We start from the raw sequence: 16254 nt of genomic DNA on the forward strand, positions 1-16254 counted from the left end.
GTCCAGAAGGATTGCAGTTGCGTAGGGCGAGAAAAAATCGCCCGTCCGCAGTGCGTCCGGGCAATTCGTATCCGGCCAACAACGTTTAATGGCTAGCGGGTTTCTTCGCTGCCGACTTCTCTTTCGAAGTAGCCTCCTTGTCCGGGACGATCTTCGTGGTGCCGCCCGTGGAGGGCGGGTCGCTCGCGGGGAAGCTGTCTTCGACCTCGCGGTCGATCTGCTTTTCGCTCTTGTCCGAGTGCGGGTGCTTTTCCTTCTGTTCTGTCATGGCGTTTCTCCTTCAGGTCATTAAGTCATCATCGAGTCGGCGTGGTCAGCCACGCGGGCCGATCCGGGTGTTGCCCTACGTCGCGCTATCGTTCTGCGCGGGTCGTTAGTGTTTGAATGTTCATTGCGCGACGCACGATGCGTCGCTGATCATTGCCAGCGCAGCCGCGCGCGACACGCCTCGCGCCATGGCATCGATCAGGCGAGCGGTCTGCGCTTCGCGTTCGCAGGCCAGCGCCGCGATCACCTTGTCGTCCTTCACGTACAGCGCGACGAATTGCTGCTGATCCAGGTCGCCGTCAATCACGATCTCGTCCCACTCGTTCGCATGGCCGAGATATTCGAAGCGTTTGCCGAAGTGATAGGTCCAGAAATACGGCACGCCGGCGTAGCGATGGCGCGCTCCGCACATGTTTTCCGCGGCAATGCGCGCATGCTGCTGTGCGACGCGCCAGTGTTCGATGCGCAACGGTTCCTCGTCCTCATGCAACGGAAACGCCGCGATATCCCCCGCCGCATACAGGCCGGGCGCGGCTTGCATGCCGGCGTTGACGATCACGCCGCCGTCTTTCTGCAGCGGCAGTCCTTCGACAAAACCGGTGGCCGGCGCGACGCCCGTGCCCAACAAGACGAGATCGGCCGAGATGGCGTCGCCATTCTCGAGCATGACCTCGTGGACGTCGCCTTCCTCGCCTTCGAGCGAGGCGACCTTCGCCTCAAGACGGAACACCACGCCATGTCTCTCGTGAAGCTCGCGGAACATGACGCCGGCGCGCTCGCCAAACTGCTTCGCGAACGGCACTTTCTCCGGCGAGATAACGGTGACCGGCGCACCGCGTTTGCGCAGCGCGGAAGCCGTTTCGAGTCCGATGAAACTGCTGCCGAGAATCGCCACCTGAGTTTGCCCGGCATCGTCGCCGAATGCATCGACGAGTGCGGCGGCGTCGTCGAGACTGCGCAGCACGTGCACGCCGCCGAGTTCGACGCCCGGAATCGCGGGTAACTTCGGTACGCTGCCGGTGGCGAGCAAGGCGGTGTCGTAAGTCAGCTCGCCGCCGGTTTCGAAATGAATCGTGCGGCCGGGCACATCGAGCCGTGCGACGTTGCCGACGATCCGCTCCACGTCATGCCGCTCGAACCAGTCTTGCGGTAGAAGCGGCGGCACGTCGGCGGCCGGCATTTCACCGGACGGCACGAATTTGCTCAACGCCGTGCGGTCGTAGGGCGCATGCGGCTCTGCTCCGATCAGCGTCAGATGGCCTCTAAAGCCGCATTCGCGCAGGGCTGCGCAAGCCGCGGCACCTGCCGCGCCCGCGCCGATTACAACGTAGTGCGGTTTTAGGTCACTTGCGTTGCGCACGGGTTGCGGTAATTTTTCCGGCGTCACCATTACATCGTCGCCGGCGACGAGCACGGGATAGCGGTCGAGCGCGCCCAGAGCGGGCGGTTCAAGCACGTTGCCCGTGGCGACGTCGAACGTTGCCTTGTGCCACGGGCAGATAATCCGGCCGTGGCACAGCGCGCCTTCTTCCAGCGGTGCGCCGGCGTGCGGGCAATCGGCGGAATAGGCGTGCACGGTATCGCCGTCGCGCACCAGCAGGATCGCTTCGCCATCCACGACGAAGCGTTCGGCGCGGTCCGATCGCAATTGCGATAGCTGGGCGACGCGTCGGGCAATCGTGGGCATGGCGGGCTCCTCACGGACGATGAAACGTGACGGCGCAGGCGGCGCGCAATGCGCAACGATGCGCGTATCGCAGCGCGCCTTTCATCCTGCTGATTCCCGTGGTGCAGCAATCCACGTGCCCAACTGTTTGCATCTGTTCAAGCGCCCGTTCCACGGCTGCCGCGCTATGGAGAACGCCTGAAGTGCGGTAAATTCCGGGGAAGGGAAATAGCGCACGACCGAGCGCACGACCGAGCGTACGACCGTGCGCGGCACATCGCGTGGCGTACTTTCCTTCACCCATCTTGTCCTTTCACGGAGAGCTTGACCGTGCAGCGTGCGGAACGTGTCGCAGTCGATGTCCCGATGCCCTCGCGCAATTTCGCGGCGACGCGGCGCATGCTTCTGATCGTGCTCGCGGTGTCGATTGTGTTTCCTCTGATCTGCCTCGCGGGCTACGGCTACTTCGACTACCAGCGCCGGATCGCCGATTCCGACGACATGATCGAGCGGCTCGCACGTGTTGCCGAGGAACAGGCGGTGAAGGTGCTCGACCTCAATCAGCAGATGTCCTCACGCATCGTGGAGTTGCTCGGCAACGAGGACGAAACGCAGATTCGCGCACGCGAAGCCATGCTGCATGATCGTCTGCGTGAAATCGGCGGCGACTTTCCGCAGGTGTCGTCCATTTACCTGCTCGGCGCGAAAGGTGATCTGCTCGTGTCGAGCCGCGTATTTCCGGCCCCCGCCATCTCGATCGGACAGCGTGAAGACTTCCTGTCCGCCAAGGCGATGCGTCCGCAGCAGTATTTTTCGCTGCCGATGTTCGGGCCACTGTCGCAAACCAACGTGTTCACCACCGCGACGGGGCGCTCGGACGCTGATGGCCGCTTCCTCGGCGTAGTATCGGTCGCGCTGCGCAACGAGTACTTTTCGCGCTTCTATCGTGAACTGACGAATGGCGATTCGTCGCTGGCGATGGGCCTGTATCGGCAGGACGGCAATCTACTGGTGCGCTATCCGCCCTGGCCGGCGGGCGCGAAGCCCACTCCGCAAAGCAAATTCACGCAGGCGTTGCGTGACAAACAATTGTTCGGCCACGTCCGTTTGAACTCGACCGTGGACGGCGTCGAGCGCCTGTTGGCATTTCGCCGCGTGGGCGACTATCCGCTCTATGTGATGAGCGCGTACGCGACCTCGTCGATCGGTGCGGCATGGCGGCAGCATTTCATTCTGATCGCGGCGCTGACGGCCGTGCCCTGTGTCGCCATCTGGCTGCTGGTGCTTTACTCGCTGCGTCAACTGGAAGGCGAGCGCCGCGCGTGGGAACGCTGGCAGGGCGAAGTGGCGATGCGTCTTTCAGCCGAAGCGTCGAGCCGGCAACTGCAACGCATGGGCGCGCTCGGCAATCTCGTGGCGAATGTCGCGCACGATTTCAACAATCTGCTGATGGTGGTCTCCGCCAACACGGAACTCGCACGGCTCAAACGCTTCAACCAGGTGGAGAAAGAAGTGCTCGCGGTGGAGCGCGCCACCGCCACGGCCGAATCGCTCACACGCCGCCTTCTGAGTGTGGCGCGCAAGCAGCCGCTCAAACAGGAGCCGCTCGATCTCGCCACATGGTTGCCCGCAGCCGCGCCGCTGATCGACGCGGCGCTCGGCGACAATGTGGAACTGGCGCTGAACATGGTCGACAGCGTCTGGCAGGTGCTGGCCGATCCGACCGACCTCGAATACGCGATCATGAACCTGGCCGTCAACGCGCGCGACGCGATGCCGCGCGGTGGACGCTTCGTGATTCGTTGTCAGAACAACCGGCTGGTCGGCAGCGACACCTTGCTGCCCGACGGCGAGTATGTGCTGATTGCCTGTTCCGACGACGGCGAGGGCATGCCCGAAGCCGTCGCGCGGCGCGCGTTCGAACCGCTCTTTACCACCAAGCTGCGCGGCTCGGGCACCGGTCTCGGGCTCGCGCAGGTGCTTTCCATGTGCGAACAGGCCGGCGGCACGGCAAAGATCGAAAGCGTGCCGGGCAGCGGCACGACGGTCAGGTTATATCTGCCGCGATATCGCGAACGTCAGAAGGCGACGGCGACGCAAATCGAAACGGCGCAGGCGGCGGTGCCCGCGCCGAGCGGCGTGGTGCTTCTGGTGGAGGACAACGAGGACGTCGCGGCGGGTGTGGCGGCGGTGCTGGAAACCTTCGGCTGCGAGGTACGCCATGAGCCGACCGCCGATCAGGCGCTCGACCTGCTCACGGGCGGCGCGCGCTTCGAGCTCGTGCTCTCCGATATCCAGATGCCGGGCAAGCTCAACGGCATCGACCTCGCGGAGAAAGTGCGCAGCGCGTGGCCGTCGCAGAAGATCGCCTTGATGACCGGCTACGCCGACGAACTCGAACGCGCGCGGCGGCTAGGCGTGGCGATTCTCGCCAAGCCATTCAATATCGACGAATTGCACGCGCTCGTAGTTTGCGAACCGTAAGGCTCGCAGGCCGCAACGTGTGGCGGTGCGTGTTGGAAGCATTTCATGACTCGCGGCACAGCCCTTGCTGAAAAGAGGACGAGGTATGCGTGTCGGGCTGGATCAGCCGGCGCAACCCGCTTCTTTTTCGAACCGGAGAATGTCATGAACATCGGAAACAAAACCCGCAGCGCGTTGCTCATCTCGACCTTGCTCGCCGCTTCTTCGCTCGCCATGGCGCAAGGCGCGGGTGGCGGCGGTGGTGGCCCGGCTGGCAACGATCCGAATGCCGGCACCACGGCCGGCGCGACCCGTGAAGGCGGCGACATGCAGGCATCGGGCGCGATGGCGCATTCCAAGTCGACCAAAAAGCATCACACGAAGTCGTCGAAGGCAAGCAAGCCTGCAACCGACTCCACCAATATGCCGGGTGCGGATGCCAGCAGCGATACAAAGGGGCAGTGACGAAAAGGCCTGACGCGGCGAACGATTCTGAGTCAGGCTTTACGCTTTGTTCCTCGATGCGAGGAGGGAACAATCCGCTCACAGTTCACTCGGTAATCCTCATGAAAGTTAACCTTCCATAACGATTTCAGTTATGCGGATGTGCCCCGCCGACGCGCCCCTCTGAGTAGTTGACGATTATTTCCCCGTGACACTGATTGAACGCTTTCCGGTGCCGGGTAAAAATGCGACTGTCACTGATCGGACGTTCATCGGGATTCGCATGCGGGCAGAGTTTTCGCGCGACGCACGTGCCGTCTCAGCGAGTCCGCCACAAGAACAACACCAAATCGCCGATGGATCCTCGACTGCTGAATTACTACAATCAGGAGCTGATTTACATGCGTGAGCTTGCTCCCGAGTTCGCGCAGGCTCATCCCAGGATCGCTCAACGCCTCGGCATGAAGGCGGGCGATGTGACCGACCCCTACGTCGAACGTCTGATCGAGTCGTTCTGTTTGATGGCGGCGCGCATGCAGATCAAGCTCGACGCGGAGTTTCCGCGTTTCACCGGGCATCTGCTCGATGTGCTGTATCCCAACTACGTCGCGCCCACGCCTTCCATGGCCGTTGCGCGTTTCTTTCCGGGGCGCAAGTACGTCAACGCGGCCGAAGGTTTTCGGGTGCCGCGCGGTTCGACACTCAGATCGCGTATGCCTCCCGGCGAAAATACGGTTTGCCGCTTCCAGAGTAGTCAGGACGTGATGCTCTATCCGCTCGAAATCGTCGAGGCGCGCTTGACCGGCGTTCCGCCGGACATGCCCGCGCTCGAACGTTATCTGCCGGCCAATACCGAGGTGCGCGGAGCGCTGCGACTGGGATTGCGCACGCTCAACGGAATGGACATTGCCTGTCTGCGGCACCTGGACAGGCTGCCCGTTTATCTGACGGGCGACGAGCAGATTGCATCGCATCTCTTCGAATTGCTGCACACGGCGAGCGTAGCGTCGATTACGGGCGCGCCTCGCGAATTCGGCGTGGCGGGTGGGCTGCTTTCAGTGGTCTCGGGCGACGCCGTGGTGCATGAAGGCCTTGGCCCCGATCAGGGGCTGTTGCCGCTTTCCTGGTCGAAATTTCACGGCCACAACCTGTTGCAGGAGTATTTCGCGTGTCCGGCCCGCTTCTACTTTTTCACGCTGACAGGACTCGAGGCGGGTTTTCGCAGAACAAAGGGCGACGAGGTCGAGATTGTCGTGCTACTCGACCGAGCGCCCGAGCGGCTCTTGAATCTGGTCGATGCGTCACGTTTCGCGCTCTTCTGCACACCGGTGATCAATCTGTTTCCAATGCGCATGGACAATATCGCGTTGAATAGCGCGCAAACCGAGTTCAGGGTGATTCCGGCTCGCGCTGCTCCATTGGACTACGAAGTGTTCTCCATCCAATCCCTCACAGCGCAGGCAACGACGGAATCCGCCGAGTTCGAGTTCCGCCCGCTATATCAGTCACTCAATAACGACGAAGATAATTACGGGCGCTACTTTTCAACGCGCCGCGAACGCCGTTTGATTTCCGATTCGGCGCGTCGCTATGGTAGCCGCACGCAGTACATCGGCACGGAGGTGTACGTGTCGCTCGTGGATCAGCACGAGGCGCCGTATCGCGAAGAGATTCGCTACCTCTCGGTGGCCGCGCTCGCCACCAACCGGGATTTGGCGAGCCTCGTCCCACGCGACGGCGTGAATGATCTCGAACTGGATGACAGCGGGCCGGTAGAGAGCATCGGCCTGATTCGCCGGCCCACGGCGCCCAAAGCGCCTCACGCCGAACGCGAAATGGCATGGCGGTTGATTCGCCAGCTCAACTTCAATTATTTGCCGCTCGACGATCTCGATCACCGCGCCGGCGCCCAGGGTTTGCGCGATCTGTTGCGGCTATTCGTGACGGATGAGGCGACGGACCAGTGCCGCCAGGTGGAGAGTCTCGTCGGCGTAAAAACGCGGCCTGTCACACGCAAGCTGACTGGCAACGGCATGCTGGTATTCGGTCGCGGCGTGGCGTGCGAACTGACGGTCGACGAAACGGGATTTTCGGGGACCAGCCCTTATCTGTTCGGGCTGATTCTCGAACACTATCTCGCGCGCCATGCGTCCATCAACTCGTTCACGCAGACTGAACTGCATTCTATGCAGCGCGGTCGCGTCGCGCGCTGGCCGGTGCGTATGGACACGCGCGGAGTGCTCTGATGGAGCGCGTTTCTATCGGGGCGATCACGCATCGCACGTTACTCTCGCCGGCGCTGATCGGGCATTTGCAGGCCGAACCGTGGCGCTTCGGATTTCTCGCGCTGCTGCGTCGCATTGGCGCCGACAAGCGGATCGATCCGGTCGGAACGGCGTCAGGCCCGCAGGCTGAGCCGTTTCGTCTCGGGCAGCAACCCAGCCTGTGTTTCGCGCCGCGCGAGATCGCGAGCGTAGGCGAAGCCGACGGACGGTTGAAGGTGCGCCTGTTCGGACTCGGTATGCTCGGGCCGAACGGACCGTTGCCGATTCACGTGACCGAAATCGCGCGTGACCGCGAACAGAGCCGCAACGACGCCACGCTCGTCAATTTTCTCGATATCTTCCATCATCGCTATCTGACGCTGCTTTATCGGGCCTGGGCATCCGCGCAAGCTGCCGCGGGACTCGATCGCGCTGACAATGAGCGCTTTTCGTTCTATGTGGCGAGCCTGACGGGCCAGGACATCCGCGAGATCGGTCACGGCCCGTTGCCCGCGCATGCACGGCTCGCGGCTTCGGCGCACCTCGTGCGGGAGGCGCGCAATCCCGATGGGCTGCGCATGACGCTAGAGCGCTACTTCGGCGTTCCGGTCGAGATCGAGGAATCCGTGTTCAGCTGGATCGATGTCGATGCAGAAGAGCACAGCTATCTGGGCAAGGCGGGCGCCGCTTCGACCATGACGGTGGGCGCGTTGCTGGGCGAACAGGTGCCCGACTGTCAGCACACCTTTCGCATTGTCGTCGGTCCGCTCGATATCGCCGCGTACCTGCGCTTCACGCCGCGAGGCGCTGATTTGCCGAAGCTCGTCGAATGGGTCAGGACGTTTGTCGGCTTTGAGTTCGAGTGGGAGCTCGAGTTGCGTCTCGAACCGCAGAGCGCGCCGCCGGCCATTTTAGGCGGCCCCCAGCAACTCGGCTGGTCGGGCTGGCTCGGCCATGCATCACACGACGACCGCCTCACCTGCGTACGCTTCAAACCGGAGCGCTATGCGGCGCAATTCTTTAGCCGTTTCGCGCCGCCATGCGCGAATGTGCGACAGGTATAGCGCTTGCTCGAATCTCACGGCATGCACGGGGGTCGAGCGCGGTGTTCACAGCTTCGATGGATCCGTGAAATCTTCCATCAGGAGCATCGCCATGACACTCGGTGACACCATTAAAGGCATGGTCGGCATGGATCCCACGGGTCATGCCGATCCCGAGATGAAAGCCGTGCTCGACGCGCTCAGGAGTTTGAACCCCAAGCCAATCGAGGATTGCACCGTAGCCGAAGCGCGCCAGCAACCCACGCCCGCCGATGCCGTGACAAAGCTGCTGAGCGACCCTGCGTTCAGCGCGCGCCCAGCGCTGGAGCTGGAGGCAGTGCGCACCGAGGACATCATGATTCCCGGCGCGGCGGGCAGCAATCCCGCGCGCGTGTACACACCGCAAGGCGAGGGGCCTTTCCCGCTGATTCTGTATTTTCATGGCGGCGGCTGGGTGATCGCCGATCTCGATACCTACGACGCCACGCCGCGTTCCATGGCCGCGCAAAGCCGGGCGATCGTGGTTTCCGCGCACTACCGGCAGGCGCCCGAGCACAGGCTGCCGGCCGCCCACGAAGACGCGTTTGCGGCGTGGCGCTGGCTCGTGGGCAATGCGGCGAACCTCGGCGGGGACCCCGGCAAGATTGCGGTAATGGGTGAGAGCGCCGGCGCCAATCTCGCGATCAACGTTTCGATTCGCGCACGCGACACGGGCACGCGCATGCCGATGCACCAGGCGTTGATCTATCCGGTGGCGAGCAACAACATCGTGTCGATCTCTTATGAAGAGAATCGCAACGCCCGGCCCTTGAACAAGCCGATGATGCTGTGGTTCCTGCATAACGTGATCAATAGCGAGAGCGATCTCACGAGTCCGTTGATCGACGTGGTGAGCGCCGATCTGTCACGCTTGCCGCCGGCTGTCGTTGTCACGGCGGGCATCGATCCGCTGCGCGCGGACGGTGAGAAGCTCGTGCAGAAGCTGCACGGCGCGGGCGTGCCCGTCGAGCATCGCAATTACCGTGGCGCGACTCACGAGTTCTTCGGCATGGCGGCCGTGGTGCAGGCGGCGCGCGACGCGCAGGCCTTCGTGTCGCTCGCGCAGCGCCAGGCATTCGGCGGGGCGCCGCTTTGACGCACTGGCGCGGTCCGCTGCTCTCAACCGATCTCGGCGCGCAACGGACCGTGCGGCGTTCACGCTAGCTCTTTTCCTGCGCGGCCTCGTACTTGCCCAGCGCGGCAGCGCTGTTCAGGCGCGCGCGTTTGAGCAGTGCCTGCTGTGCCTGCTCGACGTGGCTCGCTTCGCCCCTCCAGGCTTGCAGCGGCGGTTCCTGCAACGCGCGGCCATAGGAAAAGCTCAAATTCCACGGCAGCGCCCCGAGACGATTCATGGCGTCGAGATTCGCGGTCGCTTCTTCCGGCGACTGGCCGCCGGACAGAAATACGATACCCGGCACCGCCGACGGCACGGTGCGCTTGAGCACCCGCACGGTATGAGCGGCAATATCGGCGCTCGACGACTGTTGCGCGTGTTCCGAGCCGGCGATCACCATGCTCGGCTTGAGCAGAATATGTTCGAGGACCACGCGATGCCGGTGCAACGCATGGAATACCTCGTGCAGCACGGCCTCGGTGACCTCGGCGCTGCGCTCGATGGTGTGCTCGCCGTCCATCAGCACTTCGGGCTCGACGATCGGCACGATGCCCGCTTCCTGCGAGATCGCCGCGTAGCGTGCCAGCGAATCCGCATTCGCCTCGATGGCCAGCCGGCTCGGCAGGCTCGCCGTGATGTTGTAGACCGCGCGCCACTTGGCGAAACGCGCGCCTTGCCGTTTGTAGTCGGCGAAACGGCGGGCGAGTCCGTCAAGCCCTTCGGTGATTTCGTCGCCCGGGGCGAGCGCGAGCGGAATCTTGCCGAGATCCACCTTGATGCCGGGCACGATGCCGTTTTTCGCGGCGAGTTGCGGGAACGGCGTGCCGTCGTCCGCTTTCTGGCCCAGCGTTTCTTCGTAGAGAATCACGCCGCTCACGAATTCGCCGAGTCCGGGCGTGGTGAGCAACAGGTTGCGATAGGCGCGGCGATTTTCCTCGCTCGATTCGAGGCCGATCGTCTTGAAGCGTTTGGCGATGGTCGGGCCGCTTTCGTCGGCGGCGAGAAGGCCTTTGCCGGGTTGAACCATCGCCTTGATGGTGGCTTGCAATTCGCTACGGGTGTCCATGAGGTGTGCTCCCTTTAATCCGGTTCGCGGATGAAATGTTGCAACGAATCTCTGTCAACAATGCACCTTGAAACATACACGGCCGCGACTCGCGCCGTCATTCACCGAGCAGATGCAGCACGATGTCCCGATGCTGCGTATGACGGCGATGTTCGAACAGATACAAGCCTTGCCAGGTGCCGAGCACCATCTGCCCATGTTCGACCGGCACCGACAATTGCACTTGCGTGAGCGCCGTGCGCAAATGCGCCGGCATGTCGTCGGGGCCTTCGGCGTCGTGTTCGTAGCGCTCGGCGTCTTCGGGCGCGAGGCTCGCGAAGTAGCGCTCCAGATCGCGCTGCACCGAAGGGTCGGCGTTTTCCTGAATCAGTAACGAAGCGGACGTATGACGGCAAAAGAGCGTCAGCAGGCCGGTCTCGATGGCTTGCCCGGCGACGAAGCGCCGCGCTTCATCGGTGAACTCGACGAGCCCGCGGCTGCGGGCTTTGACGCTCAGGTGATGGATGGCTTGGCGCATGATAGCTGTGGGTCGGGTCTTGCGTATTCGTGTCTGCGTGGCGTGGGCCAATGCGGCGGCGCATCAGTGGCTGTGCGTACAGCACGACGCGGTTCGACGTAACTCGACATTAAAGAGACATTTAGAGCGATGTGAACGCCTCAGCGATTTGCGTTGCGTTCGCCGGTCGCACCACGCGCGCGACTTCGGCGCCATTGCGCATGAGGATCAGCGTGGGCCACAGCTTGACCTTGAACGAGCGGCCCAGCGGCCGGCCCGGGCCGTCTTCGATCTTCAGGTGCCGGACGTCCGCATGCGGTTCGAGCGCTTGGGCAATCGATGCTTGCGCACCCTGGCAATAGCCGCACCAGTCCGTGCCGAATTCGACGATGGTGGTGCCCGGCAGGGCATCGAGCTCGGCCCGCGAGGGGGCTTTGGAAGAATAGGCGGTCTGCGTGGCCATGCGTGCTCCGAAGCGGTTTAACCTGTGCTGGCGGGGTTGCGCTGTGATGGCGCGCCCTGCGGGTGAATCTGGTAAGAGTAGCAGCTATGCCCGCGATCGTCAGGCAACGCCGCGCCGACCAACGTGCGGCGAAGCACGCGGCAGCGTGAATTTCACGCGGACTCGCACAGTTGCCGGCATGACGTGGTAAACATCGTCGAGGCCGCGAGGCGGCGGCGAATCATCGTGGTCAGGAAAGGATATGGGCGAAAGGATTTATCTGCGGTACCCGGGCAAGGACGAAACCGTCGCGGTCGCCACGGGCTTCAGTTGGGGCGCGTGTCTGCTCGGTTTCATCTGGGCGTTGTCGAAGAAAATGTGGTTTGCCGCGTTCGTCATGCTGGCGGTCAATCTTCTGCTGTTCTGCTCGGGCTTGTGGGGCGAAACCGCCGACCTGATCGGATTGGCGCTGTCGGTGGTGTTCGGCATGGCCTGCGGCTTCTATGGCAATCAGTGGCACCGCTGGACGTTGGAAAAGCGCGGCTACGTCGTGCTGTGACCGGTGCCGCATCCTGCGGCCTGCGACCGGCGAATGTGCTTCGCAAATTTGGGACGCGGTGACGCGGGTTTACGCGCCCGCAAGCTAAGCCGATAATGCCCCGGTCGTTCCGGCCACGAAGTTTGCGGCGCGCATAGCGCGTGGCAGGCTCGCTTTCCCTGATCCTCCGCCCCCGTGTTGAAAACCTCACGTTTTTTCGACCTGCTACGCATCCCCGGCTTCAAGCCGCTCGCCGCCGCGACTCTGATGCTCGGTGTGGCGATGTCGTTCACCGCTCCCTATCTTTCCCTGTTCGGGGTCGAGCGCGCGGGCATGACGCCGTTCAGGCTCGGCGTCTTCATGACGCTGATCGCGGCGAGCGGGGTGCTCGCCAGCACCTTCGCGGGCCGCTGGAGCGACGCGAGCGGACGGCACCGGCCCTTGCTGCTGGCGGCGCTGGTGGCGGCGGCGCTGGGTTATCTGTGTTTATGCGTCGTGCGTGACTACCGGTTGCTGCTGGTGGTCGGGATCGTCTTTATCGGCGCGGGCGGCTCGGCTATTTCCATGGTCTTTTCGTTCAGCCGCGCGGCCTTGCCGGTAGCCGATCCGGCGGAGCGCGTGTTCGCCAGCGCGACCTTGCGGACGATTCTCTCGGCGGCGTGGGTGTTCGGGCCGTCGGTGGGCGCGCTGGTGCTCGCCGCCAGCAGCTTCTACGGGCTCTTTCTGTTCGCCGCCGCCAGTTTCGGTGCCTGCGCGGCCATTGTCTGGCGCATGCGGGAGCCGCAGGGTCATCTGGGCGATCACACGGTGGAAGACACGGCGTCCGAACCTTCCGCTTCGATTACCGTGCCGCCGCTCACCGCACCCGGCGAGGACGCACACGAGGACCTGCCCGGCGTCGCCTCGGCCAACGACATCCGCCGCGCGGTTGCCGCGCTCACGTTGCTCGGCCTTGCCGCGAACGCCACCATGATCGTGCTGCCGCTCTATATCGTGCACGGTCTGAGCGGCACGCACCTGGACGTGTCGATCATGCTCGGCCTCGGCGCTCTGATGGAGATTCCGATGATGCTCGCGCTCGGCGCGAAGTCGTCGGCGTTGCACAAGCCGAACTGGCTCGGCGCGTGTGCTGCGGTGCACGCGGTGTATTTCGCCGGGATGGCACTGGCGGGCAATGTTCATGTGCTGATTCCAATGCAGATGCTCAACGCATTCGTCGTCGCGGTGACCTCGTGTCTGGGCATGACGTATGTGCAGGATCTGATGCCCCACGCGCCCGGCCGCGCCACCGCGCTCTTCTTCAACGCGGCGCGGGTCGGCTCGATTCTCTCGGGCGTGTTGTCCGGTTTGCTGGTGCAGGCGTTCGGCTATCGCGGCACGTTTATGTTCTGCGGCTTGCTGGCGTTATGCGCGCTCGTGCTCTTCGCCGTGCCGGGAGATCGCTATCCGGTGATGTGGCAGGCCGTAAAGCGTTTTGTGCGTTCGCAATACGGCAAACTTCAGGCAAGGCGGCAATAGACGCTCAAGCCCGTTCGAGTCCCCGCCTGCGAGGCCGAAGTGTAAGAGGTCCGTCAGCCGAATCGAAGCCTGCGCGAGCGGGATGCCGCGCAGTCACTCATGTCAGGAACTTTACGCCGCGCAAAGCCTCTGCAAAGAAGCGTATCGTCTTTCGATACATACGGTGGCGCAGCTTCGCAGCACGAGACAAACGCGCGGCTGCCGCGCGTTTGGCGCACGCAGGAAAACACAACTAAAGTAAGCGTAGTCGCGCGCGATCGTTCGCGCCGCCATTGGAACACGCAGCGAAATCACAAACATTGCCGCAGTACAACGAAGCAAATCGAGCAGCGCAACGAGGCACTTTTCGGAGCGAGATATGCAGCTAGGCATGATTGGTTTGGGACGCATGGGCGCCGACATGGTGCGGCGTCTGACGAAGGGCGGTCAGCAATGCATCGCTTACGACGTGCAGCCGGCGGCGGTGGAGAAGCTGAAACAGGACGGCGTGGCGGGCGCGGCGTCGCTGGAAGATCTGATCGCGCAACTCGAGAAGCCCCGCGCCGTATGGCTGATGGTGCCGGCGGCGGTGGTCGATATGACGCTGGAGAAACTCGTGCCTTTGCTGGAGCCTGGCGACATCGTGATCGACGGCGGTAATTCCTACTATCACGACGACATTCGCCGCAGCGCTGAGTTGGCCAAACGGCGGCTTCACTATGTGGACGTCGGCACGAGTGGCGGCGTGGCGGGCCGCGAGCGCGGCTACTGTCTGATGATCGGCGGCGAACCGGAGGTCGTGAAGCGGCTCGAACCGATTTTCTCGACCCTCGCGCCGGGCGCGGGCGCCGCGCCGGCTACACCGGGCCGCGTCAGCGGCGCGAGCACCGCGGAGCAGGGCTTTCTGCACTGCGGGCCGCACGGCGCGGGGCACTTCGTCAAGATGGTTCACAACGGCATCGAGTACGGCATGATGGCCGCCTACGCCGAGGGGCTGAACATTCTGCGCCACGCGGACGCCGGCAAGCACGCGCGCGAGGCCGACGCCGAGACCTCGCCGCTGCGCCGTCCCGAGTTGTACCAATACGATCTGAATCTCGCCGACGTCACCGAGGTCTGGCGGCGCGGCAGCGTGATCGGTTCATGGCTGCTCGATCTGATCGCCGGCTCGCTGGTCAGCGACGCCGATCTGCAGAACTACGCAGGGCGCGTATCCGATTCGGGCGAGGGGCGCTGGACGGTGGCGGCCGCCATCGACGAAGGCGTGCCCACGCCGGTGCTGAGCGCCGCGCTGTTCGCGCGCTTCAGTTCGCGCGGCGAAGCGGATTTTGCGAACCGGGTGCTTTCGGCGATGCGGCATGATTTCGGCGGCCACGTCGAGAAAGCGGCCACGCCGTCCGATGGGCCGAAAGGCTGATTCCAGGGAGCCGCGATGCAAGCCACTACTGCTACGCCGCACGACGTCGTGTTTCTGTTCGATTGCGATAACACTCTGCTGGACAACGACCTTGTGCTGGCCGATCTGCGCGCGCACATGATGCGGGAGTTCGGCGCGCAGAACGCCGCGCGATACTGGGAAATCTTCGAGACGCTGCGCACGGAACTCGGTTACGCCGACTACCTGGGCGCGCTGCAGCGCTATCGCCTTGAGCGGCCGCGCGACACGCGGCTCCTGCTCATGTCCTCGTTCCTGATCGACTATCCGTTTGCGAGCCGTCTGTATCCGGGCGCGCTGAATGTGCTGCGGCACCTGAGCGCACACGGTCCCACGGTTATCCTCTCCGACGGAGATGTGGTGTTCCAGCCGCGCAAGATCGAGCGCTCCGGGCTATGGGATGAAGTCGAAGGGCGGGTGCTGATCTACATCCACAAAGAGTTGATGCTCGATCAGGTGATGGAGTGTTATCCCGCCCGCCACTATGTGATGGTCGACGACAAGCTGCGGATTCTGGCAGCCATGAAAAGGGCGTGGGGCGCGAAACTGACGACGGTGTTTCCCCGCCAGGGGCACTATGCGTTCGACCCGAAAGAGATCGCCAGCAATCCGCCGGCGGATGTGACCGTCGAGCGAATCGGGGAGCTGGTGGATATCGACGTGGAGTGGCTGTTGGCGGAGAAAGGCTAGGTCTTTCGCGGCGCTTGCGAGTCTGCGTGGATCATTCCCGCTCACAGAGATGTAACAAGCGCCGCAAGCCAACGCCGCTCCAGCGCAAGAACCGAGTTTCTTCAAGCCTCACCGCGGTTCAAGAGCCAGGTTCCTTCAAACTCGCTGCGTCTCAGGAACCAAGCTCCTTCAAGCGCGCTTGCGCATCGCCGGCGCCCATGCGGCCGGCTGCGTCCATGGCCGTTACGCCATTCGCATCGCGCGCTTTCGGATCAGCGCCGTGCGCAATCAGCAATTCCATGATCGCCGTGCGATTGAACATCGCGGCGATCATCAACGCGGTGCGTCCGTCCGGCGACGCGCCTTCCACATCCGCACCATGCGCGAGCAAGGTTTCGATCACCGTGTCGAAGCCCTTGAAAGCCGCGCCCGCTATCGGCGTCTGCCCGTTGTCGTTGCGCAGGTTCGGATAGGCGCCGCGTTCGAGCAGCGTGCGCACGGCTTCGACGTGACCGTGGTAACTGGCCAGCATGACGAGGCTGTCGCCCTTGTCGTTACGCAAATTCGGCGGTACGCCTTTTTCGATCACCGCCGCGAGCATCGCGGCATCGCCGCGCCGCGCGAGGTCGAAGACCTGCTGCGCCAGTTCGAGCAATTCCGGGTCAATCGGCTGGCCGGATGGCGGGGAAGTATCAGCGTGGTCCGTCAATGGCATCTCCTTGCAGTAAAGCCGGGCGTCGCACGTCTCGCGAACGCATGAGTGCGCACGAGTGTCCATAAGATGGCGCCGGCAAGATTCTCTCAGGATACA

General features: G+C 63.4%; 15 protein-coding genes. 9 read left to right on the forward strand and 6 right to left on the reverse strand.

Going from position 1 to position 16254, the window contains the following annotated elements:
• Positions 1-85: 85 nt before the first annotated feature.
• Together P0D71_RS16985 and P0D71_RS16990 are read right to left on the reverse strand one after the other, a co-directional pair.
• Positions 86-268 carry a hypothetical protein gene (locus tag P0D71_RS16985; RefSeq protein ID WP_091808293.1) on the reverse strand — a complete coding sequence of 61 codons (183 nt, stop codon included), beginning with the start codon at positions 266-268 and terminating at the stop codon, positions 86-88.
• A gap of 120 nt (positions 269-388) precedes the next feature.
• Complete coding sequence (locus P0D71_RS16990; protein ID WP_408481140.1) at positions 389-1954, reverse strand: FAD-dependent oxidoreductase; 1566 nt, start codon at positions 1952-1954, stop codon at positions 389-391.
• Positions 1955-2263: 309 nt separating this feature from the next.
• On the opposite strand from P0D71_RS16990, the gene P0D71_RS16995 reads away from it, so the two are divergent.
• From P0D71_RS16995 to P0D71_RS17015, 5 genes are all read left to right on the forward strand, one after another.
• Positions 2264-4417, forward strand: a complete 2154-nt coding sequence (locus tag P0D71_RS16995) for a hybrid sensor histidine kinase/response regulator family protein (protein WP_408297732.1) — start codon at positions 2264-2266, stop codon at positions 4415-4417.
• 144 nt (positions 4418-4561) lie between these two features.
• Positions 4562-4861: a hypothetical protein gene (locus P0D71_RS17000; RefSeq protein ID WP_408481142.1), complete on the forward strand. Its 300-nt coding sequence runs from the start codon at positions 4562-4564 to the stop codon at positions 4859-4861.
• Between the two features lie 335 nt (positions 4862-5196).
• Entirely contained in the window at positions 5197-7086 is a 1890-nt protein-coding gene (gene tssF / locus P0D71_RS17005; protein ID WP_408481144.1) for a type VI secretion system baseplate subunit TssF, read from the forward strand.
• On the forward strand, positions 7086-8168 hold the full coding sequence (gene tssG / locus P0D71_RS17010) for a type VI secretion system baseplate subunit TssG (protein WP_408481146.1): 1083 nt from the start codon (positions 7086-7088) through the stop codon (positions 8166-8168). The genes tssF and tssG overlap by 1 nt, the downstream gene beginning before the upstream one ends.
• 91 nt (positions 8169-8259) lie before the next feature.
• The gene (locus P0D71_RS17015; protein WP_408481148.1) at positions 8260-9282 is read left to right on the forward strand and encodes an alpha/beta hydrolase; all 1023 of its coding nucleotides are present in this window, start codon (positions 8260-8262) and stop codon (positions 9280-9282) included.
• Positions 9283-9346: 64 nt separating this feature from the next.
• On the opposite strand, the gene P0D71_RS17020 is transcribed toward P0D71_RS17015, so the two are convergent.
• The 3 genes from P0D71_RS17020 to P0D71_RS17030 all read right to left on the reverse strand — a co-directional run bounded on the left by P0D71_RS17020 (position 9347) and on the right by P0D71_RS17030 (position 11325).
• The gene (locus P0D71_RS17020) at positions 9347-10366 is read right to left on the reverse strand and encodes a class I fructose-bisphosphate aldolase (RefSeq protein ID WP_091808302.1); all 1020 of its coding nucleotides are present in this window, start codon (positions 10364-10366) and stop codon (positions 9347-9349) included.
• 97 nt (positions 10367-10463) lie between these two features.
• Positions 10464-10883: a secondary thiamine-phosphate synthase enzyme YjbQ gene (locus P0D71_RS17025; protein WP_091808304.1), complete on the reverse strand. Its 420-nt coding sequence runs from the start codon at positions 10881-10883 to the stop codon at positions 10464-10466.
• A gap of 121 nt (positions 10884-11004) precedes the next feature.
• Positions 11005-11325: a thioredoxin family protein gene (locus P0D71_RS17030; RefSeq protein WP_408345914.1), complete on the reverse strand. Its 321-nt coding sequence runs from the start codon at positions 11323-11325 to the stop codon at positions 11005-11007.
• 241 nt (positions 11326-11566) lie between these two features.
• On the opposite strand from P0D71_RS17030, the gene P0D71_RS17035 reads away from it, so the two are divergent.
• The 4 genes from P0D71_RS17035 (at position 11567) to P0D71_RS17050 (ending at position 15464) form a co-directional block, all read left to right on the forward strand.
• A complete protein-coding gene (locus tag P0D71_RS17035; RefSeq protein ID WP_091808309.1) occupies positions 11567-11863 on the forward strand; it encodes a DUF2628 domain-containing protein in 297 nt (98 codons plus the stop codon).
• Between the two features lie 174 nt (positions 11864-12037).
• Positions 12038-13360, forward strand: coding sequence for a sugar efflux transporter (locus P0D71_RS17040; protein WP_408345911.1), 1323 nt, complete (start codon positions 12038-12040; stop codon positions 13358-13360).
• Between the two features lie 298 nt (positions 13361-13658).
• Entirely contained in the window at positions 13659-14756 is a 1098-nt protein-coding gene (gene gnd / locus P0D71_RS17045) for a phosphogluconate dehydrogenase (NAD(+)-dependent, decarboxylating) (protein ID WP_408481258.1), read from the forward strand.
• Positions 14757-14771: 15 nt separating this feature from the next.
• The gene (locus tag P0D71_RS17050; protein ID WP_091808317.1) at positions 14772-15464 is read left to right on the forward strand and encodes an HAD family hydrolase; all 693 of its coding nucleotides are present in this window, start codon (positions 14772-14774) and stop codon (positions 15462-15464) included.
• Between the two features lie 151 nt (positions 15465-15615).
• Here the strand turns inward: P0D71_RS17050 and P0D71_RS17055 are convergent, their stop codons facing one another.
• Positions 15616-16152 carry an ankyrin repeat domain-containing protein gene (locus P0D71_RS17055; RefSeq protein ID WP_408481151.1) on the reverse strand — a complete coding sequence of 179 codons (537 nt, stop codon included), beginning with the start codon at positions 16150-16152 and terminating at the stop codon, positions 15616-15618.
• Positions 16153-16254: the final 102 nt, after the last annotated feature.

Source organism: Paraburkholderia sp. RL17-383-BIF-A (assembly GCF_046028015.1).
GTDB lineage: Bacteria > Pseudomonadota > Gammaproteobacteria > Burkholderiales > Burkholderiaceae > Paraburkholderia.